The organism is Streptomyces sp. NPDC006552, from assembly GCF_040611655.1.
Lineage (GTDB): Bacteria > Actinomycetota > Actinomycetes > Streptomycetales > Streptomycetaceae > Streptomyces.
The window spans coordinates 36399-61199 of sequence record NZ_JBEXOS010000049.1 but is presented as its reverse complement, the minus strand read 5'-3'; the positions used below and the strand labels follow the sequence as shown (position 1 = coordinate 61199).

Annotated in this window: 25 protein-coding genes; 7 read left to right on the top strand and 18 right to left on the bottom strand. The window is 74.8% G+C overall.

Features of this window, described 5'->3' with window-relative positions; genetic code table 11:
- Positions 1 to 133: 133 nt before the first annotated feature.
- A complete protein-coding gene (locus tag ABZY33_RS25425; RefSeq protein WP_353945341.1) occupies positions 134 to 796 on the bottom strand; it encodes a response regulator transcription factor in 663 nt (220 codons plus the stop codon).
- A gap of 279 nt (positions 797 to 1075) precedes the next feature.
- A complete protein-coding gene (locus ABZY33_RS25420; RefSeq protein ID WP_356493978.1) occupies positions 1076 to 1726 on the bottom strand; it encodes a DUF3000 domain-containing protein in 651 nt (216 codons plus the stop codon).
- A 197-nt stretch (positions 1727 to 1923) separates the two neighbouring features.
- Between ABZY33_RS25420 and hemE the strand changes: the two genes are divergently transcribed.
- Positions 1924 to 3000: a uroporphyrinogen decarboxylase gene (gene hemE, locus ABZY33_RS25415; protein WP_356493977.1), complete on the top strand. Its 1077-nt coding sequence runs from the start codon at positions 1924 to 1926 to the stop codon at positions 2998 to 3000.
- A gap of 6 nt (positions 3001 to 3006) precedes the next feature.
- On the opposite strand, the gene ABZY33_RS25410 is transcribed toward hemE, so the two are convergent.
- The 3 genes from ABZY33_RS25410 to ABZY33_RS25400 form a co-directional block, all read right to left on the bottom strand.
- Positions 3007 to 3918 carry an NAD(P)-dependent oxidoreductase gene (locus ABZY33_RS25410; protein WP_356493976.1) on the bottom strand — a complete coding sequence of 304 codons (912 nt, stop codon included), beginning with the start codon at positions 3916 to 3918 and terminating at the stop codon, positions 3007 to 3009.
- Between the two features lie 181 nt (positions 3919 to 4099).
- Entirely contained in the window at positions 4100 to 5497 is a 1398-nt protein-coding gene (locus ABZY33_RS25405; protein WP_356493975.1) for an FAD-dependent oxidoreductase, read from the bottom strand.
- A 28-nt stretch (positions 5498 to 5525) separates the two neighbouring features.
- Entirely contained in the window at positions 5526 to 6482 is a 957-nt protein-coding gene (locus ABZY33_RS25400; protein WP_356493974.1) for a DUF4349 domain-containing protein, read from the bottom strand.
- 143 nt (positions 6483 to 6625) lie between these two features.
- Between ABZY33_RS25400 and hemG the strand changes: the two genes are divergently transcribed.
- Together hemG and hemQ are read left to right on the top strand one after the other, a co-directional pair.
- The gene (hemG, locus tag ABZY33_RS25395; protein ID WP_356493973.1) at positions 6626 to 8221 is read left to right on the top strand and encodes a protoporphyrinogen oxidase; all 1596 of its coding nucleotides are present in this window, start codon (positions 6626 to 6628) and stop codon (positions 8219 to 8221) included.
- Between the two features lie 4 nt (positions 8222 to 8225).
- A complete protein-coding gene (gene hemQ, locus ABZY33_RS25390) occupies positions 8226 to 8963 on the top strand; it encodes a hydrogen peroxide-dependent heme synthase (RefSeq protein WP_356493972.1) in 738 nt (245 codons plus the stop codon).
- 62 nt (positions 8964 to 9025) lie between these two features.
- Here the strand turns inward: hemQ and ABZY33_RS25385 are convergent, their stop codons facing one another.
- The 12 genes from ABZY33_RS25385 to zapE form a co-directional block, all read right to left on the bottom strand.
- Positions 9026 to 10615: an alpha/beta hydrolase gene (locus tag ABZY33_RS25385; RefSeq protein WP_356493971.1), complete on the bottom strand. Its 1590-nt coding sequence runs from the start codon at positions 10613 to 10615 to the stop codon at positions 9026 to 9028.
- A gap of 145 nt (positions 10616 to 10760) precedes the next feature.
- On the bottom strand, positions 10761 to 11522 hold the full coding sequence (locus ABZY33_RS25380) for a TIGR04222 domain-containing membrane protein (protein WP_356493970.1): 762 nt from the start codon (positions 11520 to 11522) through the stop codon (positions 10761 to 10763).
- Between the two features lie 142 nt (positions 11523 to 11664).
- Positions 11665 to 12981, bottom strand: a complete 1317-nt coding sequence (locus tag ABZY33_RS25375; protein ID WP_356493969.1) for a DUF692 domain-containing protein — start codon at positions 12979 to 12981, stop codon at positions 11665 to 11667.
- 96 nt (positions 12982 to 13077) lie between these two features.
- Entirely contained in the window at positions 13078 to 13701 is a 624-nt protein-coding gene (locus tag ABZY33_RS25370; RefSeq protein ID WP_356493968.1) for a TIGR03086 family metal-binding protein, read from the bottom strand.
- The gene (locus ABZY33_RS25365) at positions 13698 to 14141 is read right to left on the bottom strand and encodes a hypothetical protein (protein ID WP_356493967.1); all 444 of its coding nucleotides are present in this window, start codon (positions 14139 to 14141) and stop codon (positions 13698 to 13700) included. Before ABZY33_RS25365 ends, ABZY33_RS25370 begins: the two co-directional genes overlap by 4 nt.
- A gap of 105 nt (positions 14142 to 14246) precedes the next feature.
- Positions 14247 to 14900 carry a TetR/AcrR family transcriptional regulator gene (locus ABZY33_RS25360; protein WP_356493966.1) on the bottom strand — a complete coding sequence of 218 codons (654 nt, stop codon included), beginning with the start codon at positions 14898 to 14900 and terminating at the stop codon, positions 14247 to 14249.
- 80 nt (positions 14901 to 14980) lie between these two features.
- Entirely contained in the window at positions 14981 to 15757 is a 777-nt protein-coding gene (locus tag ABZY33_RS25355; protein ID WP_356493965.1) for a peptidyl-tRNA hydrolase, read from the bottom strand.
- A gap of 60 nt (positions 15758 to 15817) precedes the next feature.
- On the bottom strand, positions 15818 to 15964 hold the full coding sequence (locus ABZY33_RS25350; protein ID WP_356493964.1) for a hypothetical protein: 147 nt from the start codon (positions 15962 to 15964) through the stop codon (positions 15818 to 15820).
- Positions 15965 to 15980: 16 nt separating this feature from the next.
- Positions 15981 to 16853, bottom strand: a complete 873-nt coding sequence (locus tag ABZY33_RS25345) for a polysaccharide deacetylase family protein (RefSeq protein ID WP_356493980.1) — start codon at positions 16851 to 16853, stop codon at positions 15981 to 15983.
- 30 nt (positions 16854 to 16883) lie between these two features.
- Positions 16884 to 17792, bottom strand: coding sequence for an ABC transporter substrate-binding protein (locus tag ABZY33_RS25340; protein WP_356493963.1), 909 nt, complete (start codon positions 17790 to 17792; stop codon positions 16884 to 16886).
- A 103-nt stretch (positions 17793 to 17895) separates the two neighbouring features.
- A complete protein-coding gene (locus ABZY33_RS25335) occupies positions 17896 to 19272 on the bottom strand; it encodes an alkaline phosphatase PhoX (RefSeq protein ID WP_356493962.1) in 1377 nt (458 codons plus the stop codon).
- 116 nt (positions 19273 to 19388) lie between these two features.
- On the bottom strand, positions 19389 to 20504 hold the full coding sequence (zapE, locus tag ABZY33_RS25330; RefSeq protein ID WP_356493961.1) for a cell division protein ZapE: 1116 nt from the start codon (positions 20502 to 20504) through the stop codon (positions 19389 to 19391).
- Positions 20505 to 20541: 37 nt separating this feature from the next.
- Here zapE and ABZY33_RS25325 point away from each other — a divergent pair, with 37 nt between their 5' ends.
- The 4 genes from ABZY33_RS25325 (at position 20542) to msrB (ending at position 23940) form a co-directional block, all read left to right on the top strand.
- A complete protein-coding gene (locus ABZY33_RS25325; RefSeq protein WP_356493960.1) occupies positions 20542 to 21363 on the top strand; it encodes a pyrimidine reductase family protein in 822 nt (273 codons plus the stop codon).
- Positions 21364 to 21496: 133 nt separating this feature from the next.
- Positions 21497 to 21970, top strand: a complete 474-nt coding sequence (locus ABZY33_RS25320) for an indole-3-glycerol phosphate synthase (RefSeq protein ID WP_356493959.1) — start codon at positions 21497 to 21499, stop codon at positions 21968 to 21970.
- 141 nt (positions 21971 to 22111) lie between these two features.
- The gene (gene murC, locus ABZY33_RS25315) at positions 22112 to 23518 is read left to right on the top strand and encodes a UDP-N-acetylmuramate--L-alanine ligase (RefSeq protein ID WP_356493958.1); all 1407 of its coding nucleotides are present in this window, start codon (positions 22112 to 22114) and stop codon (positions 23516 to 23518) included.
- 14 nt (positions 23519 to 23532) lie between these two features.
- Positions 23533 to 23940: a peptide-methionine (R)-S-oxide reductase MsrB gene (msrB, locus tag ABZY33_RS25310; protein WP_356493957.1), complete on the top strand. Its 408-nt coding sequence runs from the start codon at positions 23533 to 23535 to the stop codon at positions 23938 to 23940.
- On the opposite strand, the gene ABZY33_RS25305 is transcribed toward msrB, so the two are convergent.
- Positions 23937 to 24719, bottom strand: a complete 783-nt coding sequence (locus tag ABZY33_RS25305) for an alpha/beta hydrolase (RefSeq protein WP_356493956.1) — start codon at positions 24717 to 24719, stop codon at positions 23937 to 23939. The two genes, msrB and ABZY33_RS25305, sit on opposite strands and share 4 nt — an antisense overlap.
- Positions 24720 to 24801 lie beyond the last annotated feature (82 nt).

The following is a 24801-nucleotide window of genomic DNA, read 5'->3' as shown; positions in this document are numbered from 1 at the left end:
TTTTGGGCTGCGTACCCCCCCCATGTTTTTTTTCCCCCGCCGGCCCCCCTGCCCCCCTCCGTTCCCCCCCCGGCCGCCGAAGGTGTGGGCACCGGAAAGATCCGGCCAGGGAGGAGCCTCGGTCCGGTGGGGATCAGTGGATGATGCCGGTGCGCAGGGCGACCGCCACCATCCCGGCCCGGTCACCCGTGCCGAGCTTGCGCGCGATCCGGGCGAGGTGGCTCTTGACGGTCAGGGCGGACAGGCCCATCGAGACGCCGATGGCCTTGTTCGACTGTCCCTCGGCGACGAGGCGGAGCACCTCGACCTCGCGTCCGGACAGTTCGCGGTAGCCGCCCGGGTGGCTCGGGGCACCCGGGGGGCGACGGTGCATACGGGCGGCCGCGGAACCGATCGGGGCGGCGCCGGGGCGGGTGGGGAGTCCTACGTTCGTGCGGGTGCCGGTGACGACATAGCCCTTGACGCCGCCCGCGAGGGCGTTGCGCACGGCACCGATGTCGTCTGCGGCGGAGAGGGCGAGGCCGTTGGGCCAGCCCGCGGCTCGGGTTTCGGAGAGGAGCGTGAGGCCGGATCCGTCGGGGAGGTGGACGTCGGCTACGCAGATGTCACGGGGGTTGCCGATGCGGGGACGAGCCTCCGCGACGGACGAGGCCTCGATCACGTCGCGCACACCGAGCGCCCACAGATGGCGGGTGACGGTGGAACGGACGCGGGGGTCGGCCACGACCACCATGGCGGTCGGCTTGTTCGGGCGGTAGGCGACCAGGCTTGAGGGCTGCTCGAGGAGAACGGACACCAGGCCTCCTGGGGTGCGGGACGGAGCCGGCTCGGGGGTGAAGCCGGGACGAACCGTGCTTTCAAGGTCACTGAGGTCTTCGGCACCAAACCCGTCCGCCTTTAGAGAAAGATCACGATTTGGTGAGTAACAATCCACGCAATTCAGACACAGTATCGATCATCCGAAGATCAAACCGAATCGAAACGAGTAACGGCCGCGTCAGCATCTGCCGACGCGGCCGAAAACAGCCCCTGCGAAGAGGAGAGAGTAGGGAGAGGGAAAGGGGAGCGCGGCGGTTCAGGCCGGGTGCGGGCCCCGGCGCTGCGGCAGTGACACCACCGCGCCCTCCGTGCCGAGCGCCCCGCCCGGCACCGGCGGCAGCCCCGCGACCTGGCAGAGCAGCTCGCACCACGCGGCGAGGTGCGCGGAGGTGTCCGGCACCCCGCCGCGGCCCTCGCGCGGGGTCCAGGACGCCCGGATCTCGATCTGCGAGGCGGCGGGCCGCTCGCCGATCCCGCCGAAGTAGTGCGAACTGGCCCGGGTGACCGTGCCGGAGGCCTCCCCGTAGGACAGGCCCCGGGCCGCCAGCGCGCCCGTCAGCCACGACCAGCAGACCTCCGGGAGCAGCGGATCGGCGGCCATCTCCGCCTCCAGCTCCGCGCGGACCAGGGTCACCAGGCGGAACGTGCCGTGCCACGCCTCGTGCCCGGCCGGGTCGTGCAGCAGCACGAGCCGGCCGTCGGCCAGGGCGTCGTCCTCGGCGTCGCCGGCCGCCGCGTCGACGACCGTCGCCTCCAGCGCGTAGGAGAAAGGGGCCAGCCGCTGCGGCGGGCGCGTGGGATCGATCTCGATCTCCGGGCGCAGCCGCGCGCACCGCAGGGCGTCGACCGCCGTACGGAAGGCCAGGGGGGTGGGCGGAGCCGTGTCGTCCTCATGTGCAGCGTTCATGTCCCGAGCGTTCTGCCCCTCCCGCACCGATTCACTCATCCCGTCCGAGTCGTCAGAGTCCTGCCGGCTGTCCGACCGCTGTCGCGCGGCGCGGCCATGCCGGGAAGGGTAAGGGGAAGGAGGCCGCCGCGCGGGCAGGGACACCCGGCACCGACGCCGTTCTCGCTCGGCTTCGGGGCCGTGGGAGACTCTCCGGTGTGAGTGCCAACACCCAGGCCACGGGCCAGCAGCCGTCAGAGACGAACGACGCCGTCCAGGATTCCGCCTTCCTGCGCGCGTGCAGGCGCGAGCCTGTGCCGCACACGCCGGTGTGGTTCATGCGGCAGGCGGGGCGCTCACTGCCCGAGTACCTCAAGGTGCGCGAGGGCATCCCGATGCTGGAGTCGTGCATGCGGCCCGAGCTGGTCGCCGAGATCACGATGCAGCCGGTGCGCCGTCACAAGGTCGACGCGGCGATCTACTTCAGCGACATCGTCGTGCCGCTCAAGGCCATCGGCATCGACCTCGACATCAAGCCCGGCGTCGGGCCCGTCGTCGAGCAGCCGATCCGCACCCGCGCCGACCTGGACCGGCTGCGCGACCTGACCCCGGACGACGTCTGGTACGTCACCGAGGCCATGGGCCTGCTCACCGCCGAGCTCGGCGCGACGCCGCTCATCGGCTTCGCGGGCGCGCCGTTCACCCTCGCCAGCTACCTCGTCGAGGGCGGCCCGTCGCGCGGCCACGAGCACACCAAGGCGCTCATGTACGGCGACCCGCAGCTCTGGGCCGACCTGCTCGACCGGCTCGCCGACATCACCGCCACCTTCTTGAAGGTGCAGATCGAGGCGGGCGCGAGCGCCGTGCAGCTCTTCGACTCCTGGGTGGGCGCGCTCGCCCCGGCCGACTACCGCCGCTCCGTCCTGCCCGCCTCGCAGAAGGTCTTCCGGGCCGTCGAGGCGTACGGCGTGCCGCGCATTCACTTCGGCGTCGGCACCGGTGAACTGCTCGGCCTGATGGGCGAGGCCGGCGCGGACGTCGTCGGCGTCGACTGGCGGGTGCCGCTCGACGAGGCCGCGCGCCGGGTGGGCCCGGGCAAGGCGCTCCAGGGCAACCTCGACCCGGCGACCCTCTTCTCCACGACCGCGGCCGTCGAGACCAAGGCGCGCGAGGTGCTCGACGCGGCGGCCGGCCTCGAAGGCCACGTGTTCAACCTCGGGCACGGCGTCCCGCCGAGCACCGACCCGGACGCGCTCACCCGCCTCGTGGAGTACGTCCACACGCAGACCGCGTAGGGCGCCTCAGCGCGGTTCCCGGCCGGGCGCGCCGTCCGCCGACCAGAGCGCGGTCAGCGAGGCGTGCAGGGTGTGGACGGGCCGCCAGCCCAGCTCCCGGCGGGCCGCGGTGATCCGCACGCACCGCCAGGGCACCGCGGTGGCCTCGCCGGACGCGCCGGGCGCCGGCTCCAGCCGGCCCCGGTACCCGGAGACCCGCAGCAGACCGTGCGCCAGCTCGCGCACCGCGACGGCGCGGCCGCTGCCGATGTTCAGCAGCGGGGGCAGCGGCCCATGCGCGGTCAGGGCGAGGGCCGCCGCCGTCGCCACGTCCCGGACGTCGACGAAGTCCCGGTGCGCCGACGCGTCGGCGACCCGCAGCGGTCCGGACCGGCCGTGGCGCACGGCCTCCCGCAGCTCGGCCGTCAGGCGGCCGGGCAGCCCCGCCCGGCCTGCACCGGGACCGACCACGTCGGTCACCCGCAGCACGACCGAGTCGAGGCCGGAGCCGGTGACGGCGAGGGTGCCCGCCAGTTTGCTCGCCCCGTACACGCAGACGGGCCGGGCCGGCGCCTCCTCCGGGGTCTGTTCGCCGAGGACCGCGGGGCCGTACTCGGCGGCCGAGCCGAGGTGGACCAGGCGCGCCGCGGGCGCCGCCTCGCGCAGCGCCTCGCACAGGACCGCGGGGCCACGGGAGTTGGCCTCGACCAGCGTCAGGGCGCTGCCGCCGACGGCTCCGGCGCAGTTGACGACCGCGTCGGGCGCGGCCAGGCCGATGAGGTGCGCGAGGGCCCGCGGCGGCGCCGTCGCGAGGTCGACTCGCAGGTCGTCGGCGGGGTGGCGGCCGCCGGTGAGCAGCCGCACACCCGGCAGGGCGCGCAGCCGTCCGGCGATGTGCCCGCCCAGAAAACCGCCGGCGCCCAGGACGAGGAGACGCACGGCCGGGTCACGCTCCCTTCCACGTGCGGGACGCCAGGGGCAGGAGGGAGCGGCACGGGCGCCGGGGTGCCGTACCGCCCTCACGCGTCACATCGTGGGGGCCCGGAAGGAGTGCCGGACGGTTTCTGCCGGAACTGGCGGAAAAGCAGCGCCGGTCCGACGGCGATCCGCCATCAGGTGATCAGGAACGGGCGGAGGCGCGGAGCGCCGAGGACGCCTTGCGGGCCGCCACGAGGACCGGGTCCCACACCGGTGAGAACGGCGGCGCGTACCCGAGGTCCAGCGCCGTCATCTGCTCCACCGTCATCCCGGCCGTCAGCGCGACGGCCGCCACGTCGACCCGCTTGGCCGCGCCCTCGCGCCCCACGATCTGCACACCGAGCAGCTTCCCGGTGCGCCGCTCGGCCGTCATCTTCACCGTCATCTGCGCCGCCCCCGGGTAGTACCCCGCCCGGCTCGTCGACTCGACCGTCACCGACACGAACTGGAGCCCGGCGCGGAGCGCGTCCTTCTCGCGCAGCCCCGTACGCGCGATCTCCAGGTCGCAGACCTTGCTCACCGCGGTCCCCACGACGCCGGGGAAGGTGGCGTAACCGCCGCCCACGTTGGCCCCGATGACCTGCCCGTGCTTGTTCGCGTGGGTGCCGAGCGCGATGTGCCGCTCGCGGCCCGAGACCAGGTCGAGGACCTCGACGCAGTCGCCGCCGGCCCAGATGTCGTCATGGCCGCGCACCCGCATGCCCAGGTCCGTCAGCAGCCCGCCGTTGTCACCCAGCGGCAGCCCCGCGTCGCGCGCGAGCGCCGTCTCCGGCCGCACGCCGATGCCCAGCACCACGATGTCCGCCGGGTATTCGGCGTCCTGGGTCGCGACGGCCCGCACCCGCCCGTCGTCCCCGGTGAGGATCCGGGTCACCTCGGCGTCGTTCACCAGCGTGATGCCCATGCCGGCCATCGCCTCGTGCACCAGGCGGCCCATGTCCGGGTCGAGCGTCGACATCGGCTCGGCCCCGCGGTTGACGACGGTCACCTCGTACCCGCGGTGCAGCAGCGCCTCGGCCATCTCCACGCCGATGTACCCGGCGCCGACCACGACGGCCCTGCGCCCCTCGGTCGTGCGCAACGTGTCGATCAGCGCCTGTCCGTCGCCGAGGGTCTGCACGCCGTGCACGCCGGCCGCGTCCATGCCCGGCAGATCGGGCCGCAGCGGCCGGGCGCCGGTCGCGATCACCAGCTTGTCGTACCCGACCCACGACTCCTCTCCGCCGTCCACGGACCGGGCCCGGACCCGGCGCCCCTCGACGTCGATCCGGACGACCTCGGTGCGCATCCGCAGATCGATGGCGCGTTCCCGGTGCTCCGCGGGCGAGCGCGCGATCAACTCGTCCCGGCCGCCGACCTGGCCGCCCACCCAGTAAGGGATGCCGCACGCCGAGTACGACGTGAAGTCCCCCCGCTCGAAGGCCACGATCTCCAGCTCGTCCGGACCGCGCAGCCGCCGGGCGCCCGACGCGGCCGCCATGCCGGCCGCGTCGCCGCCGACGACCACGAGACGTTCGCGCGCAGACTCATTTGTGCTCATGGGCGCAACGCTACGTCGGCCGCGCGCGTCAGTCCCGCGCGTCGGGTCCCTGAGGTGCGGAGACCGGCCGCGCGGGCCCGCCCCGGCCGCGCCGCGCCAGCCGGGGACGCACGAGCCGCAGCCACAGGAACCCGAGCAGCGCCGCGACCGCGGCGAACGGCAGCACGGCCGCGAGTACCATCGCCACCCACTTCAGCACGGTCACGAAGGCGTCCCAGCCGCCCGCCAGCGCGTCCTGGAACCCCGCCTCGTCGTCCTTGTCGCCGGCCGCCTTCGCGGGTGTCTCGGAGAGCCGCAGGGTGATCGTCGCGAGCGCCGTACGGTCCTTGAGCGACGCCTGTTGCGCGAGCAGCGACTCCAGCTCCGCCTCGCGGCCGCCCAACTCCCCTTCCAGCGCCACCACATCGCTCAGTTTCGTGGCCCGGTCCATGAGTTCGCGCACCCGGGCCACGCTCGCCCGCTGGGAGGCGACCCGGCTGTCCACGTCGACGACCTGGTCGGTGACGTCCTTCGCGCTCACGTTCCGTTCCAGCAGCCGCCCCGCGCCCGAGAGCCGGTCCAGCACGTCCTGGTACGCCTCCTGCGGCACCCGCAGGGTGAGCCGGGAGCGCTCGTGGCCCCGGCCGTCCCGGTCCGTCGTCTCGTCGCCGACGATGCCGCCCGCCTCCTCGGCGGCCGCGCGCGCGTCGGCGAGCGCGGCGGGGACGTCCGTGACCCGGACGGAGAGGGAGGCCGTGCGGATGATGTGGACCCCGGTGAGCTTCGGCGGCTTCTTCGCGCCGGACGCGGCGCCGGCCCGGCCACTGTCGGCCGCCGCGCCCGCGTCCGGCCGGGAGGCGGCTCCCGCGTCGCTCTTCTGGTCGCCGCTGTCGCCGCCCCCGCTCGAACAGCCCGCGAGCGCGAGCGTCGCGGCGCACAGCAGCACGGCGCAGAGCCGCGCGGGCCGCGGCCGGGGACTCGGACGGTTCGGTCGGAACGTGTGCATGGTCGTACCCCCACGGGACCTCGCGGACAAGCGGACGTCTCCTTCGACGCGCGCGGGGCCACTGCGGTGGTTGCCGCACGGCCTCGAACCGGTCACGTTCGGGACTCGGCAAGAGGCGGCGTCCGGTCTGACAGAGTGGGGGGATGCGCGAAACGGACACAGGTACGGACAGCGGCCGCTCCCGGCCGGGCGGGAGCGAGGGCCCGGGGGAGGCGAGACACCGCAAGATCCTCGTCATCGGCGGCGGCATCGCGGGCCTCGCGGCGGCCTACCGGCTGCTCGCCTCCGCCGGGCCGGACGAGCGGGTCGAGGTGACCGTCCTGGAGGCGTCCGACCGGCTCGGCGGCAAGCTGCGCGCCGGGGAGATCGCCGGGGTCCGCGTCGACCTCGGCGCGGAGTCGATGCTGGCCCGCCGCCCCGAAGCGGTGGGCCTGGCCCGCGAGGTGGGCCTCGCCGAGCGGCTCGAGCCGCCGTCCACCGCGACCGCCTCGCTCTGGACCCGCTCCGTCCTGCACCCGATGCCCAAAGGCCACGTCATGGGCGTCCCCGGCACCGCCGACGCGCTCGCCGGGGTCCTCTCCGACGAGGGTCTCAAGCGCGTCGAGCAGGAGGCCGACCTGCCGCCCGTGGAACTGGGCGAGGACGTGGCCGTCGGCGAGTTCGTCGCGGCCCGCCTCGGCCGCGAGGTCGTCGACCGCCTCGTCGAACCGCTCCTCGGCGGCGTCTACGCGGGCGACGCCTACCGCATCTCGCTGCGCAGCGCGGTGCCCCAGCTCTTCGAGGAGGCCCGCCGCCACACGTCCCTGACGGCGGCGGTCCGCGCGATCCAGGCCCGCACCGCCCAGCACCAGCAGCCCGGCCCGGTCTTCATGGGCATCAAGGGCGGCATCGGCACCCTGCCCGCGGCGGTGGCCGACGCGGTGCGCGCGCGGGGCGGCACGATCCTGACGGGGGAGCGGGCCATCACCCTGCGGGCCCGTGGCGGCACCGAGGCGCCGCGCCGCACCGACGCCCGTCCGTCCGGCCGGTCCGTGCCGGCGCCCGCCGCGCCCGAGCCCGTCTGGCGTGTCGTCACCGAACAGGGCCGCACCTGCACCGCCGACCAGGTCGTCATCGCGCTGCCCGCCCCCGCCGCGGCGAGCCTGCTGCGTACCGCCTCACCGCTCGCCTCCCAGGAGCTGCGCGGCATCGACTACGCCTCGATGGCGCTGATCACCATGGCGTTCCGCACCAGCGAGGCGCGGCTGCCCGAGGGCAGCGGCTTCCTGGTCCCGCCCGTCGACGGCCACACCATCAAGGCCGCCACCTTCGCCTCCCACAAATGGGGCTGGATCGGCGCCGACGACCCGGACCTGCGCGTCGTGCGGACCTCGGTCGGCCGCTACGGCGACGAGAAGGACCTCGCCCGCGACGACGCCGACCTCGTCGACGCCGCCCGCCACGACCTGCGCGCCGCCACCGGCCACAGCGCGGCCCCGGTCGCCGCTCACGTCACGCGCTGGCAGGACGGCCTGCCCCAGTACCCCGTCGGCCACGCGGACCGCGTCGCGCGCGTCCGCGAACACCTCACGCACCTGCCCGGCCTCACCGTCTGCGGCGCCGCGTACGACGGCGTCGGCATCCCCGCGTGCATCGCGAGCGCGTACGCCGCCGCCGACGAACTGCGCGGCGACGGCGGCGCCCGCGAGGAGCTGAAGGCGAACCCGGTGCAGAGCCTGCACGGCGGCGCAGGAGAATAGGGACATGAGCGACGACACCCCTACCACCGACCCGGCGCGGATCCCGAACAAGGGCAAGCTGGCCAAGGACCTGAACGAGGTCATCCGCTACACCCTCTGGTCGGTCTTCAAGCTGAAGGACGTGCTGCCCGAGGGCACCGCGCGGGCCGGTTACGCCGACGAGGTCCAGGAGCTGTTCGACCAGCTGGCCGCCAAGGACGTCACCGTCCGGGGCACCTACGACGTCTCCGGTCTGCGCGCCGACGCCGATCTCATGATCTGGTGGCACGCGGAGACCGCCGACCAGCTTCAGGAGGCGTACAACCTCTTCCGCCGCACGAAGCTGGGCCGCGCCCTCGACCCGGTCTGGTCGAACATGGCGCTGCACCGCCCCGCCGAGTTCAACCGCTCGCACATCCCGGCGTTCCTGGCCGACGAGACGCCCCGCGACTACGTCTCGGTCTACCCCTTCGTGCGCTCCTACGAGTGGTACCTGCTCGACGACGACGAGCGCCGCAAGATGCTCGCCGACCACGGCAAGATGGCCCGCGGCTACCCGGACGTGCGCGCCAACACGGTCGCCTCGTTCTCCCTCGGCGACTACGAGTGGCTGCTCGCCTTCGAGGCCGACGAGCTGTACCGCATCGTCGACCTCATGCGTCACCTGCGCGGGTCCGAGGCGCGGCGGCACGTGCGTGAGGAGGTCCCGTTCTACACCGGGCGCCGCAAGTCGGTGGCCGACCTGGTGGCGGGGCTGGCCTAGCCGGTTCGGGGTCCTGGGGCGGGGGTCGCGGGGCCCCGCCCCGGGAGGGGCACGCCCCGGGCTCAGGGAGCCAGCGCCGTCGGCTCCGCGTGCGGGGCGCAGGCGGCGGCCCGCCGCGCCGGCACCGCTCCTTCCAGCACGTAGGCGTAGAAGTACCCGTTCATACAGGCGTTGGCGCCCCCGGCGACCCCGTGCGTACCCGCCCGGCGCTCCGTCACGAGCACCGAGCCGGCGACTCGCCGATGGAGTTCCCGCGCTCCCGCGTACGGCGTGGCCGCGTCGCGTTCGGCGGCCAGGACCAGCGTGGGCGGCAGCGCGCCGGGCCGAGTCCGGACGTCGAGCGGCCGCTGCCGCGGCGCGGACCAGTACGCGCACGGCAGGTTCGCCCAGGTGTTGTCCCACGCCTCGAACGGCGCGGTGCGCGCGAGCCGCGTCGTGTCGCGGTCCCAGGTGCGGAAGTCGGTCGGCCAGGGCGCGTCGTTGCACTCGACCGCCGTGTAGACCGCGGTGCTGTTCTCGCTCGCGGCGGCGGCCCGCGGGTTCGGCGCCGCCTGTTTGATCAGCGGCTCGGGATCACCCGCCAGATACGCCGACAGGGCCTGGGCCCGCACCGGCCAGTAGTCGTCGCCGTACCCCACTTGCAGATACGCGTTCTGCAGCTGCCCGGGGCCGACCTTGCCGCCGGCCGGCTCGCGCGCCAGCTCCGCGCTCGCGCGCTCGTAGGAACGCTGCACCTTCTCGGGCGTCCCGCCCAGGTGGTAGGTGGCGTCGTGCTTGGCGACCCACGCCCGGAAGTCGGCCCAGCGGCGCTCGAACGCGGCCGACTGCTCCAGATTGACGACGTACCAGACGTGACTCGGGTCCGGGTCGACCGCCGAGTCGAAGACCATCCGCCGCACATGCGAGGGGAACAACTGCGCGTACACGGCCCCGATGTACGTCCCGTAGGAGGCGCCCAGGTACGTGAGCTTCCGCTCGCCGAGCGCGGCCCGCAGGACGTCCAGGTCCCGGGCGTTGTTCAGGGTCGTGAAGTGCCGCAGGTCGGGGTTGCGGCGCGCGCACCCGCGCGCGTACGCCTTCGCCTGCGCGATGCGCTCCTTCTTGTACGACTCCGAGGGGTGGGTCGGCGCCGGTGTGGGACGGGTGCCGAGTTGCCTGGGGTCCCGGCACGAGAGGGGCGCGGAGCGGCCGACACCGCGCGGCGCATAGCCCACGAGGTCGTAGGCGGCGCCGAGGCGCTCCCATTCGGGCACCGTGCGCACCAGCGGGAAGTACATGCCGTTCCCGCCGGGCCCGCCCGGGTTGAAGACGAGGGCGCCCTGCCGCGCGACCCGCTTCCCGGCGTGCTCGCCCGCCGCCTTGACGCGGCTGACGGTCAGTCTGATCTGCTTGCCGCGCGGCCGGGCGTAGTCCAGCGGCACGGACACGGTGCCGCAGGTGACGGGCGCGGGCAGGTGCTCCACCGCCGGGCAGGCGGCGAAGCGGATCCCCGCGGCGGCGGCCCGCCGCGCGGCGACCGCCGTGCCCGGCGCCTCCGGTCCGCCGAGGTCGCGGGGGGCGCTCGCGCCGTCCGCGGGGGCCGTCCCGAGAGCCGCCAGGAGCAGTGCTCCGGCGGCGGCGCGGAGGGCGGATGCTGTTCTGGTCGCGCGCATGCGTCCCTTTCGACGGGCTCCCGAACCGGTGCGGCTCGCGGTCAGAGCCCGGGGTCAAAAGGGATACTTGGGGCGGGGGTTGAGGATGTAAAGCACCGGATCGCCGTGTCGGGGCCGGGATTGCGCCGGCGCTCCGCGGACCCGGTCAGCCGCCGACGGCGGCGCGGCCGGCGAAGGCGGCCCGCAGCGCCGGGTCGTCCACCGCGCGCACGCCGCGTACGGCGACGGCGTGCAGGCCCGCCGCGCCCGCGGGCACCGCCGCGAGCAGACGCTGTCCGGCCGGCGCGGCCCAGCGGGTGTGCGGGTGGATCTCGATGCGGACGAGCGCCAGGCAGCTCAGGGTGAGCACGAGCGGCAGCGCGAACCAGAGCGCCACCGGCGGCTGTTCCCCGGCCGTCCGGCCCGGCAGAAGAACGGCCGCCGCGCCCAGGCCCACCACGGCGACGGTCGCCGCGCGCACCTGGCGCGCCGCCCCGGCGACCGCCGCGCGGGCCGTGTCCGGCACCGCGAGCCCGGCCGCCACCAGCCGGTCGGCGAGTGCGCGCACGGCGTCGCCCGCGGCCGTCGCCGTGCGCAGCGGGGCGATCGGTGACTGTCCCGCGGGGCCGATCGCGCCGATCACCGCACGCTCCATCTCGTCCCTGCCCTCGGGGTCGACGACCGTCGCCCAGCCGGTGTGCGCGAGCAGCAGGCGGCTGCTGCGGGCCATCGACACGAGGGTCACGTCCACGACCCGGGCCGGGCCCCCGGAGAGGAACGCCGTCTCGTACAGCGACAGTTCGTGCCCGGGGACGGCGGTGTCCAGGGCGCGTTCGGCGTCGGCGGCGCGGGCGGCGGCGAGGCAGAGCCGGCCGCAGGACAGCCCCGCGGCGGCGCAGGCGAGGACGAGGAACAGGACCCAGAACATGCGGTGTTTTCTATGACAGGTCCTCGCAGGGCGCCATGGGCTGTTCAGTATGCGGACAGACGGTGACCGGTACGCGACGTTCCGTTTGTAGCGCCGCCGGGGTCGGTCCGGAGCAGGGGGCCGGGGCGCCGGTGGCCCGCCGTCACCGGCGCAGCGCGAACCGGGCCGCCCGCAGGGCCTTCGCCACCGGGCGGCCCACCAGCGAGCTGGGACCCGAGCGCTCCAGCCACCAGTCGGTCACCTGCCTGCGGACGAGCGGGTCGTCGAGGCGCTGCCCGATCAGCAGGTCCTCGGCGAAGTCGAGCGCGTCGCGCCGGTACCCGTCCGTCATCGGCCGCCGCTGCGCGTACGCCAGGAACGCGGTCCGGTACGCCGCGTGGCCGAGGGCGGCCGGCAGTTCGGGCGCCACCTTGGCGACGACGCCGGCCCGCTTCGCCGCGAGGGCCCGGCTCTGTACGGCGAGCCGCGCACGGTCGAACCCCTCCGGGGCCGGGGTGCCCGCGACGAGGGAGGAGAGCAGGGCGGCCTGGCCGAGCGCGACCCGGCCGCGCACCGCCTCCCCGGCCGGCGCCGTCCGCCCGGCCCGAGGCGCCGTCCGCGCAGGCACCGCCGGAGCGGGCGCGGGGGCGGCGGCCACGGTCTCCCTGATCCGCGCGACCTCCCGCTCCAGTTCCGTCCCGTCGGGCGGGAAGTTGTCGTCCCGCTCCAGCAGGACGCCCGGCGGCGTCACCCGCGAGGCCAGATCGGCCAGGACGGCGAGGACCGCCTCCGGCACCGGGTGGGCGTGGCTGTCGTGCCAGACGCCGTCCCGCTCGAACCCGCCCGCGACATGGACGTACGCGATGGCCTCGACGGGCAGTTCGTCCAGGGCCGCGGCCGGGTCCTCGCCCCGGTTCACGAAATTGGTGTACAGGTTCGCCACGTCGATCAGCAGCCGGACGCCGGTGCGCTCGACCAGCTCGGACAGGAACTGTCCCTCGGTCAGCTCCTCGCCGGGCCAGCCGAACAGGGCCGCGATGTTCTCCACGGCCAGCGGCACGGGCAGCGCGTCCTGCGCGATCCGGACGTTCTCGCACAGCACGTCGAGCGCGTCCCGGGTGCGCGGCACGGGCAGCAGGTGCCCCGCTTCGAGGAGCGGCGACGCCGTGCGCTCACCGCCGGCCCGTACGAACGCGATGTGCTCGGTGACCAGCGGCGATCCCAGCGCCTCGGCGCGCGCGGCCAGCTCCGCGAGCCGGTGCCCGGCCGGCCGCTCCGCCCCGCCGAGGCCGAGCGAGACGCCGTGCGGCACGACGGTGACGCCGCGCTCGCGCAGCCGCAGCAGGGAGTCGGGCAGGTGCCCGGGGCAGAGGTTCTCGGCGACGGCCTCGACCCAGTCGATGCCCGGCATGTTCTCGACGACGCCGGCGATCTCGGGCCGCCAGCCGATCCCGGTGCCCAACGGTGCCAGTCGCTGCATGGCCGTCCCCCTCCTCTGCCGTGCCGGAGCGCCACGGCGTGCTGTTGTCATCGCCCCCGCGGCGCCGGGCGAACCCCGCGGTAGGGACGTTCAGAGCTACATTTGAGGTTCCCCGCCGGGCCACCGGCCGGGGTCGCGCCCCAGCAGCGTCAGCATCCTGGCGAAGTCCGAGGCCGCCCCGGGGGCCTGGACCGGCGGCCCGAAAGCGGCGCCGGGGCCGCGGAGCCCGGGGTCCGCGGGCACCTGCCGGGCGACGGCCAGAGCCGCGGTCACGACCGGCGCGGGCAGCTCGACACGGGCGCCGAGCGTCACGGCCACGTCCCAGGCGTGGACGGCGTAGTCCACGAGGTGGAACCCGACGGCGAACCGCCCCGGCCAGCCGCCGCCGGGCCCGGGGCCCCCACGCAGTCCCGGCAGCGCGAACTCGCGCGCCGGCACACCGGGTTGGGTGAACGCGTCGAGCAGGTCGCGCGCGGCGGCACGGTGCGCCCCGGCGGGGTCCGCGGTGTCCGTCGTCTCCCGCCACGGCGCGGGGCCGTCACCCTCGCCGCGCGCGGCGGCCGCGAAACCGCGGTGCTGGGCTGTCATATGGGCGGCGAGCCGGCGCAGCGTCCAGCCCACGCAGGGTGTGTCCCGCTCCAGGTCCGCATCGGCGGCCAGGCCGAGGAGGCGTACCGACTCCAGGACGGCGAGGCGGTCCAGGGCGATCAGATCGGTCATCGGGGTGCCTTTCCCGCACGTGCGGCGGCGGCCGGCCACGGCGTCGCCGCGGTGAGGAGGTCATGGGCGGTGGCCCAGACGGACCCGGCGTCGAAGTCCGGCACCGCCCAGCCGGTGGCCCGCATCGTGCCGTGCCCGCGGAAGGCGCGGACGATGCGGGCGTGGTCGGGGCGCCGGACGAAGCCGGTGAGCGGCTCCTCGTCGGTCCACACGGAGACGGAGCCCGAGCGGCGGCGCGGCGGGTCCGCCCACAACCACATGCCGACGGACCCGGCCGTCCGCGGCCAACGGCGGCGCAGGCGCGTGCCGTTGACGGCGACGGCCGCCGCCCGCAGGTGTCCGTCGGCGGTGAACTCGGTGACGCTGATCCAGCAGGGGGCGGTGGCGTGGTCCAGGGCCGGGCCCGGCCGCCAGGGGGCGCGCAGGATTCTCGGTGTCATCTCCCGACCATAAAACTAAACGAACGATCGTGCTGAAATTTGGCGAAGTTCGCCGCGCACGATTCACGGACGGGCGGAACAAGGGGCCGCCGGGCCCCGACAGCCCTATGTGATACGGGGCTTGAGCCGGGGCTCGGTGACCAGGCAGCCCAGCCGCGCGGCGATGCCCACCTCGGCCCGCCGGTACACGTCCTGCTCGCCATGCATCACCGACTGCGCGTTCGCCATCTCCATCAGGGCGATCAACTCGAAGGCGAGCTGCTGCACATCGGCGTCCCGGCGCAGCTCACCGACGTCGCGCGCCTCCTCGGCACACCGCTCGACGAGCCCGACCCAGCTCCGCTGCGCCCGGGCCAGCGCGTCGTGGACCGCGCCCTCGCGGGCGTCGTACTCGGCGAGGACCCCGTAGAAGAAGCAGCCGCCGGGGAAGACGCGCCCCCGCGAGTACTCCAGCCAGCTTCCGCACAGCCGCCACAGCCGGTCCACCCCGGCGGGAACGGACTCCAGGACCGGCCGCACGACCGTCTCCTCGTAAATGCGGGCGGCGGCGCGCACGGTCGCGAGCTGCAACTCCTCCTTGGAGCCGAACAGGGCGAACACGCCGCTCTTGCTGAGCTTCAGCTCTGTCGCGAGCCGCCCGATGGAGAGGGCGTCGAGACCTTCCACCGAGGCGATGCCGACGGTGCGGCGCAGCACGAGCCGCCGGGTCTCGTTCCCCCGCGCGACCCTGCCGTCCACCGCACTCCCCGCCTCGGTCATGGGTCCATGATGCGGCACGGAGGAGTGACCGCCGGCCAGCACCGGCCGCCCCCGGCCTCGCACCCGTTCGCGTCAGTCCCTCACGCCTGGCCGAGACCCGACAGGAGGGTTCCCTCGCGGGCGCCCTCCGCCACCACCGTGCACGACCCCGGCGCGATCTCCGTGAATCCGGCGTCCCGCACCACCGGCAGCCCGGCCCGGGTCAGCGGCTCCCAGCGGGCGGGGTCGGCCGTCCGTACCGCGAGCGGGAAGCCCGCCTCCCGCCACTCCTTGCGCTCCGCGCCGGACAGCTCCCACCAGGCCAGCTGCGCGCCGTGCCCGGCCTGCGCCATCGCCTTGCCCGCCGTCATCTCCAGCCCGGGGTTGAGCCACAGCACCGGCGCGGCGGGGTCCGGGGCGGGCGGCGGCGCGGGGTCGTCCAGGTCCGTGCCGGAGACCTGGAGCTTCGCCAGGTCCTTGGGCCAGCCGTCGAGCGGCACCGGCGGGAAGACGCGCACCTCGGCGCCGCCGCGTCCGGTGACCGTGATGCCGTCGAGGGTCTGCGCGCGGCGCCACTCCGCGCCCCGCGCCCGCCGCACCACCTTGCGGATCCGGGCGTCCTGCCAGTCCCGCACGGCGGCGGCCCACGCGCCCTCGCCGAGCGCCCGCTCGTCGGACAGCAGTACGAGCACCGCCCGCGCCGCCGTCTCCAGGGCGTCCGTGCGGGCCGGCGGGTCGGCCCGCTCGATGCGCACCACGAGCGGCAGCACGAACTGCGGTGCCTCGTCGCGCGCGGTGCGCGTCTCACGGAACGGGCTGTCGGCCTCGGCCGCCGCCGGGGAGGAGGTCCGGGGCGTAGGGGTGTCGTCGCTGGTCACCCGTCCAGTCTGCCAGCAGCCCGGCCCGCCCCCGCGCCCTCGCGTCCCGCCGGTGACCGCTCAGCCGGAACAGGCCTGGCGCTGCGCTTCCTGCCACTCGCAGACCGGGCAGAGCGTCACGCCCTTGGTGGACTCGGGATACTCGGTGGGCCGGCGGCACAGCACGCACGCGGCGACCTCGGCCCCTGCCTCCTCGGTGTTCTCCATGCCGGCCAGCGTACGGTCACGCCCGGCCGGCCGCCCCGAGCAGTGCGGAGACCCGGACGAACCGGAAGCCCTTCGCGCGCAGCGCCGGCACCACGGCCCGGACCACCCGCTCCGTCGTCGGCGCCGCACTGCGGGTGCAGTGCAGGACGACGACCGACCCCGGCCGGACCCCGTCGAGGACCTGCCGCGTCACCGCGCCCGCGTCCGTCGCGAACGCGTCACCGCTCACCACGGACCACTGCACGGCGGTGACGGCGGCCGGGGCGAGGGCCCGCAGTGCCCGCCGGTCGTAACAGCCGCCCGGGAAGCGGAAGTACGGCACCACGTGGGCGACCCCCGCCGCGCGGAACGCGGCGAACGCCCGCTCGACGTCGGCCCGCATCCGTCCGGGCGCCACGGTGGGCAGCCCGTAGCAGTCACCGGTGAAGGCGTAGTGGCTGTAGGAGTGGTTGGCGACCTCGAAGAGCGGGTCCGCGCCGATGTCCCTGGCCTGCGCCGGGTACTGCTCGGCCCAGCGCCCGGTCATGAAGACGGTGGCCGGCACCCGCAGCGACCGCAGGGCCGCGATGAGCGGCGGGTTGTCGAAGTGCTCGCCGGAAGCGGCGCGGGCGCCCTCGTCGGCGGTCATGTCGGCGTCGAAGGTGAGCGCGACGGTGCGGCCCCGGGCCCGCGGGGCGCTCGTGAAGACCGGGGTCAGCCCGGCAGGGCCCGGGGCGAGCGTGGGCGGCTCCGTCGGCGCGGCGGCCGGCCGGCTCGCGGCGGGCCGGTGCGTCCGCCCGGGGTGCGGGGGCGCGGCGCCGCCGTCGGAGCAGGCGGCGGCGCCGACGGCGAGGGCGGCCAGGGCGCAGGTCAGTGCGGTGCGGTGGAGGACGTGGCGAGAGGTGCGGATCACGCCGTGACGATAATCCGGAAAATGGGATTAATCGGGCAGGCGGGGAGGGCTGTCACCCCCTCGCTGTCGCAGCACCTCCGCCACCTGGGCGAAGAACGCCGCGTGCGCGGTGGCGCCGGCCGCGAGCTCCGGGTTCCACGGCAGCACCACGGCCCGCTCGGCCACGGCCGCCCAGCGCGCGTCGTCCGCGTACTGCTCCGGCGGCGCCGCGTTGGCCCGGGCGTCCACCAGGACCACGTCCGGCGCCAGCGCGGCCGCGTCGGCCCAGGAGCCGGTGGACCAGTTCGCGCCGGGCCCCTCGGGCGGCTCCACGGTGCGCACCCCGAGCCCGGTCAGGGCGCTCAGGTCGGGCCACTTCGCGGGCCGCGCGAGGTGCACGGTGTCCGGCCCGCCGGGCGAGAGCGCCAGCACCCGCACCCTGCTCGCCGCTGCGGCCGCGGCGGTCAACTCCTGTTCCGCCCGAGCCAGTTCCCGCAGCGCCGACGGCTCTTGTACCGCGCCGAGCGATCGGCCCAGCTCCGCCATCCGCTCCCGTACGGCGGACAGGCTCCGGCCCTGCCCCACGTCGAGCACGACGACCGGGACGTGCTCCTCCAGATGTTTCGCCACGTCCGGCTCGACCCCGTACACCTGCCCGCCGCCGTACGTCAGTGCCACGACGAGATCCGGCCGCGCCGCGAGCACGTCGTCGAGCCCGAGCCCCGCCCCGGCCCCCAGGTATGCGACGTCATCCAGGGGCAACGCCCCGGCCTTGGCGAGATCGGGGCTCTCCCCGTCGTGGTACGAGCCGAAGATCCCCACCGGGCGTATCCCGAGGTCCCACAGGCTCGCGGCGGCTTGTATGTAGGCGACTACCCGCCGCGGCGCCCGGGGCGCCGCGGCGCGGTGGCCGCGGTCGTCGGTGAACTCCCATGCGGTGTGCGGTCGTTCGTCCATGCCGGGACCCTGCCCAGGGCGGCCGCGCACCACGCCGCCCGAAACCGGTCAGCTGGGCCACGGGCCCCGGCCGGCCGGTCCGGGCGGCGTCGTCAGGACCGCGTCAGCGGTGCCAGGGGCCGGTCACCGCGAACGTCGTCCCCGGCGTGTAGCAGTTCACGTACATGGTCTCGCCGTCCGGCGCGAACGTGACCCCGGCGAACTCGCCCCAGGCGGGCTCCTCCCGCGTCCCGATGTTCTGCCGGCCCCGCGCCATCGCGTACACCTCGCCCTTCCTGGTCACGCCGAAGACGTGCTGCGCGCCCTCGCCGTCCTCGCACACCATCAGGCCGCCGCTGGGCGCGAGGCAGATGTTGTCGGGCTCCTCGCCGGGCAGCTGCACGTCCGTGCCGGGGCCGAAGACGATGACCAGGGTGAGCCGGCGCGCCGCCGGGTCGTAGCGCCAGATCTGCCCGTAGTGGTCGGCGGCGGACCCCTCCCGGCTGCGCGCGTACGACGACACGAAGTACACGCACGACCCGCCCCAGTAGCACCCCTCCAGCTTCTGGGCATGGGTGATGCCCCGCGGCCCGAAGTCCTGGTTGCGGATGGGGGTCCCGGCGGCGAGCGGATCGGGGACGTCGGCCCACTCGATGCCCGTGAAGGTCGCCCCGGTCTCCTGGACCACCGACAGGTCGGGCACGCCGGGCACCCGCATCGCCTGGAGCCGGCCGCCCGCGCGCAGCGAGCCGAGACCGCCGTGCGGCTTCTGCGGCAGGAACCGGTAGAAGAGGCCGAACGGCTTGTCGAACGCGTCCTCGGTCTCGTAGACGACGCCGCGCCGCGGGTCGACGGCGATCGCCTCGTGCTGGAAGCGGCCCATGGCGGTGAGCGGTACCGCCCCCGAGCGGTGCGGATCGACGGGATCGACCTCGAAGATGAAGCCGTGGTCCTTGGTGTACCCGTTCGTGCCGGCCCGGTCCTCGGTCTCCTCGCAGGTCAGCCAGGTGCCCCAGGGGGTGTGGCCGCCCGCGCAGTTGACGGCCGTACCGGCGATGGCGACCCGCTCGGTGAGCACCTCGCCGTGCCGGTCGACGGTGAGCGCCGTACAGCCGCCCTTGCCCATCGGGTCGTAGGTGAGCCCGTCGACGGTCGGGACCGCGATCTTGCCGGTGACGCGGTTCTCGTGGTTGCGCACGAGGTGGACGCGGCCCTGCCGGCCGGCGAAGGCGGCCATGCCGTCGTGGTTGCTGGGCACCGGCCCCTCACCGGAGCGCAGCGGGTCGCCCTCACGGGAGAGCACCCGGTAGCGGAAACCTTTCGGCAGATCGAGCAGGCCGGCCGGATCGGGGACCAGGGGGCCGTAGCCGGCGCGGCCGTGCGCGGCCGCGGAGCCCGCGAACAGCTCGGAGAGGGAACCGGCGAAGGCGATGCCCACCCCCAACGCGCCGGAACGGGCGAGCATCTGACGTCGTGTCGCGGACAGCCGTGTCTCGGACATGGGGCAACCTCCTGCTGGCGGACAGGAACTGTGACCCGGTGTGTCTATCACCTGCGCCGTGGCGCGGGAACCAGGCGCGGAGCGTCGGCGGGCCGCGCCGCCGGCGGCGCGCGCGGCTACGGCCGGACGAGCTCCTTGGCGTCGCGGGCCAGCGCGGTGAGGCGCGAGATCGCCCGGAAGTACTTCTTCCGGTAACCGCCGTTCAGCATCTCCTCGCTGAACAGGCCGTCGAACGGCTGCCCCGAGGCGAGCACCGGGATCTCCCGGTCGTAGAGCCGGTCGGCGAGGACCACCAGGCGCAGGGCGGTGGACTGGTCGGGCACGGCGCAGACGCCGGTCAGGCAGACCGCGCTCAGCTCGTCCGTCAGCGCGCCGTACCGGCTCGGGTGCACCCGGGCCAGGTGGTCGAGCAGCTGCGGGAAGGCGTCGAGCGAGGCGCCCTCGGTGGCGTACGCGGCCTCGGTGACCTGCTCGTCCGAGAACGGCGCGGGCGCCTCGGGCAGGCCGCGGTGCCGGTAGTCCTCGCCGTCGATACGCACCGGCCGGAAGTGGGCGGACAGGCCCTGGATCTCGCGGAGGAAGTCCGCGGCGGCGAACCGCCCCTCGCCGAGCTTGCCGGGGAGCGTGTTCGAGGTGGCGGCGAGCGCGACACCCGCCTCGACCAGCCGGCCCAGCAGCGTGGAGACGAGGACGGTGTCGCCCGGGTCGTCGAGCTCGAACTCGTCGATGCACAGCAGCCGGTGTTCGCTCAGTGTGCGCACGGTCTGCTGGAAGCCGAGGGCACCGACCAGGTTCGTCAGCTCGACGAACGTGCCGAACGCCTTCCGCTCGGGCGCGGCCGGGGTGGCGTGCCACAGGGAGGCGAGGAGGTGGGTCTTGCCGACGCCGTACCCGCCGTCCAGATAGACGCCGCGCGGACCGGCCGGGGCGGCGGCCTTCTTCCCGAAGCCGAACAGGCCCCGCTTCTTGCCCGCGCCGCCGGCCCCCGCCCCGCCGAGCCCGGCGGCGAAGGAGCTGAGGACCTGCACGGCCTGTGTCTGGCTCGGCTGGTCCGGGTCCGGAATGTACGTGTCGAACCGGGCGGCGCTGAACCGCGGCGGCGGCACCATCTCGGCGACCAGGCGCTCCGCGGGGACGTGCGGTTCGCGGGCGCACAGCGACGGGGGCGCCGCTTCGGCTATGGGGCTGCTGCCCGTCGGGCGGGAGCCGGGGGCTACGGGGGAGGACGACACAACTCACCAGCTTAGTGGCCGTGCCACACTGCTCGTCATGCGACGCCTGTTCCCTGTGACGTACGAAACAGCAGATCACGAGGGCCGGGAGGGCCGGGACGCGGCCGCGGGGCCCCCGGGCCGGGAGTGGAGCCTCGACGAGCTCGCCGCCGCCTACGGCTATCCGGACCGGTCGGCGGCGCCGGTCTGGCTGCGCGCCAACATGGTCTCCACGCTCGACGGCGCCGCCCAGCACGACGGCCGCTCCCAGCCCATCTCCAGCCCCGCCGACATGCGGATCTTCGGCACGCTGCGGGCGCTCGCGGACGCCGTGGTGGTCGGCGCCGAGACGGTCCGCCAGGAGGGGTACCGGCCGGCCCGCGCCCGGGACGGCTTCGCCGCGCGCCGCGAGGCGGCCGGGCAGGGCCCCGCCCCCTCCATCGCGGTGCTCAGCGCCCGCCTCGACCTCGACTTCACGCTGCCGCTCTTCACCGAGCCGCTGGTCCCGACCTACGTCCTCACCGGTGCGGCCGCGCCGGCGGAGCGGATGGCGGCGGCGCGCGCGGCCGGGGCCGAGGTGCTGATCGCGGGGGAGGGCACCGGGGTGGAGCCGGAGCGGGCGGTGGCGGCGCTCGCCGAGCGGGGGCTGACGCGGCTGCTCACCGAGGGCGGGCCGCGGCTCCTGGGCCAGTTCGTGGCGGCACAGGTGCTCGACGAGCTCTGTCTGACGCTGTCGCCGCTGCTCACGTCGGGGAGCGCGCAGCGCATCGCCGGGGGGCCGGGGCTCGCCCTGCCGGCCCGGTTCGAGCTGGCGTCGCTGCTGGAGGAGGACGGTTTCCTCTTCTCCCGGTACCGTCGGCCCCGACACGGAGTGGAATGACCCGTTCCGTTTAGCCCTCGCTGGGCAGACTAAATCCTGCGGACCCCCGTGCGGGCACGGGGCAGGATGGTTTCCGCAGGACCCCAGGGCCGGATGCAGGACGGCCCGCGGCAGCAGAAGAAGGGCGCCCGTCGTGTTCACGAGCGTATTGATGATCGAGAAGGCTCTGACCTCCGCCGACGTGGAGTTCGTCACCACCCTCCACGGCGACGAGGAGGTCTCCTTCCACGTCCTGCTCCAGCCCCGCGGCGACCAGGCGGACCGCCTGCTGCGGGCCGTCGACGATGTCGCCCTGGGCGAGCTGGACGAGGCGGCCCGCGAGGACGAGGTGCCCGAGGGGGACGAGGCCAGGGCCCCCGCGGAGCAGGCGCTCGGCGTCTCCCTCACCGCGCTGCACCAGGCCGGCTGCGCCGCCGAGGGCCGGCTCATCGAGAACCACCCGCTCGACGCGCTCAAGGCGCTCGTCGACGAGGTCCGGGCCGACGAGGTGATCGTCCTGACCGACCCGCACTACGTCGAGGAGTTCTTCCACCGCGACTGGGCCTCGCGCGCCCGGCACAAGGTGGGCGTGCCGGTGCTGAAGCTGTTCTCGCACAGCAAGGCGTGACGCCGGGCGCTCCCGCCGCGGCCGGACGGGACGCGGGCGCGGATGCGGGACGGGCGGGACGGAGGCCATAGGCTGGCCCCCGCCCGCGGTCGCCGTGACCGCGGACCGCAGCACCCGAAGAACCCCAGGGGAGAGACACGTATGGCACCCGGCCTGCCCACTTCTACCGCCGCCATGGACCGACCCCACTTCATCGGCATCGGCGGCGCCGGAATGTCGGGCATCGCCAAGATCCTCGCCCAGCGCGGCGCGCGGGTCGCGGGCAGCGACGCGCGGGAGTCCGCCACGGCCGAGGCGCTGCGCGCGCTCGGCGCCACGGTCCACATCGGGCACGACGCCGCGCACCTGTCGCCCGAGGCCACCTGCGTCGTCGTCTCCTCCGCGATCCGCGAGGACAACCCCGAGCTGCGCCGCGCCGCCGAACTCGGCATCCCCGTCGTGCACCGCTCCGACGCGCTCGCCGCCCTCATGGACGGTCTGCGCCCCATCGCGGTGGCCGGCACCCACGGCAAGACCACGACCACGTCGATGCTGGCCGTGGCGCTCTCCTCGCTCGGCCTCGACCCCTCGTACGCGATCGGCGGCGACCTGGACGCCCCCGGCTCGAACGCGCTGCACGGCGCGGGCGACATCTTCGTCGCCGAGGCCGACGAGTCCGACCGCAGCTTCCACAAGTACCGCCCCGAAGTCGCGATCATCCTCAACGTCGAACTCGACCACCACGCCAACTACGCGTCGATGGACGAGATCTACGACTCCTTCGAGATCTTCACCTCGAAGATCGTCCCCGGCGGCACCCTGGTCATCGCCGCCGACCAGCCCGGCGCGGTCGAGCTGACCCGCCGCATCCGCGACACCACCTCCCTCAAGGTGGTCACCTACGGCGAGTCGAGTGGCGCGGACATCCGCATCCACAAGGTCACGCCGCGCGGCCTGACCAGCGAGGTGACGGTCCTCCTCGACGGCAAACTGCTCACCTTCACCGTCTCGGTCCCCGGCCGCCACTACGCGCACAACGCGGTCGCCGCGCTCGCCGCGGGCGTCGCGCTCGGCATCCCCTCCCGGAACCTGGCCGGCGCGATCAAGTCGTACACGGGTGTCAAGCGCCGCCTCCAGCTCAAGGGCGAGGCGAACGGCGTACAGGTCATCGACTCCTACGCCCACCACCCCACGGAGATGACGGCCGACCTGGAGGCGATGCGCGCCGCGGCCGACGACTCCCGGCTGCTGGTCCTCTTCCAGCCGCACCTCTTCTCCCGCACCCAGGAGCTGGGCCGCGAGATGGGCGAGGCCCTGAAGCTCGCGGACGCCTCGGTCGTCCTCGACATCTACCCGGCCCGCGAGGACCCGATCCCCGGCATCACCAGCGCCCTGATCGTCGACGCGGCCCGCGCCGCGGGCGCCGACGTGCAGCCGGCCCAGGACAAGACGGCGGCGGTCGAGGCCGTCGCGGGAATGGCCAAGCCCGGTGATCTCGTTCTCACCATGGGCGCGGGCGACGTCACGGACCTCGGCCCGCGCATCCTGGACCACCTCGCACAGCGCTGAAAGGGAGTGTCTCCATGTCGTACGACGTCGAGAAGCCGGACGAGCAGTGGCGCGCGGAGCTGAACCCGGCGGAGTACGCGGTACTGCGCCAGGCCGGCACCGAGCCCGCCTTCACCGGTGAGTACACCGACACCAAGACCAAGGGCGTCTACGGCTGCCGGGCGTGCGGCGCCGAGCTGTTCACCTCCACCGAGAAGTTCGAGTCCCACTGCGGCTGGCCCTCCTTCTACGACCCGAAGGACTCCGCCGCCGTCGAACTGATCGAGGACCGCTCGCACGGCATGGTCCGCACCGAGGTCCGCTGCGCGCGGTGCGGCTCGCACCTCGGCCACGTCTTCGAGGGCGAGGGCTACGCGACCCCGACCGACCAGCGGTACTGCATCAACTCGGTGTCGCTGCGCCTGGAGCCGGACGCGGGCTAGACGGCGGGCCGGTCCGCCCGGAGGAAGTCCTCCACCACCCGGATCAGCGCGAGCGGCGCCTCGTCCATCGCGTAGTGGCCGCAGACCGGCAGGTCGACCAGTTCGCCGCGGGGGAACCAGTGCAGCCACGTGGCGCGGATCAGCTCCGCCGGCAGCGCCGGGTCGAGCCGGCCGGTCACCGCGAGCGCGGGCGTTCCGCAGCCGTCCAGGTCGCGGTGGAAGTCGTCGCCGGTCCACGAGTCGAGCCAGGCGCGGAACGCCTTGGCGTCGCTGCACGCCAGGGACCGCGCCACCATCCGGTCCAGCCACGCGTCCGGGCGGACCCCGCCGGTGGTGAGGTCGAGGATGGTGCGGCGGTGCGCCGGCTCGGTGTCCGCCGTCGCGAACAGCTCCCACTGTCGCGGCGGCAGCGCCAGCCCCGACGCCGGGACCGGTGAGACGCCCACGATCCGCCGCACCCGGTGCCCGGCCGATGCCAGGACCCGCTGCGCCACGCTCGCCCCCATCGAGTGCCCGATGAGGGAGAAGCGCTCCCAGCCGAGCCGGTCCGCGAGCGCCAGCACGTCGGCCGCGCCCTCCGCCGTCGTGTACGCCCCCGGAGTCTCCTTCGCCTCCCCGTAGCCGCGCAGGTCCACCAGCGCGTACGTGAAGGAGAACCGGTCCAGGTCCGCGACGACCGGGGCGTACGCCGACCGGTCGGCGAACCAGCCGTGCACCGCGATCACCTTGTGCGGGCCGTCTCCGTGCAGCTCATGGGGCAGCGGATAGGTGGAGACCACGTCGACTCCCGGGGATGGGGCGGGGCGGGGGGTTGCGTCCACGGTGGCGCGGCCCCGCGTCCGCCACAAGGGGGCCTGCCCG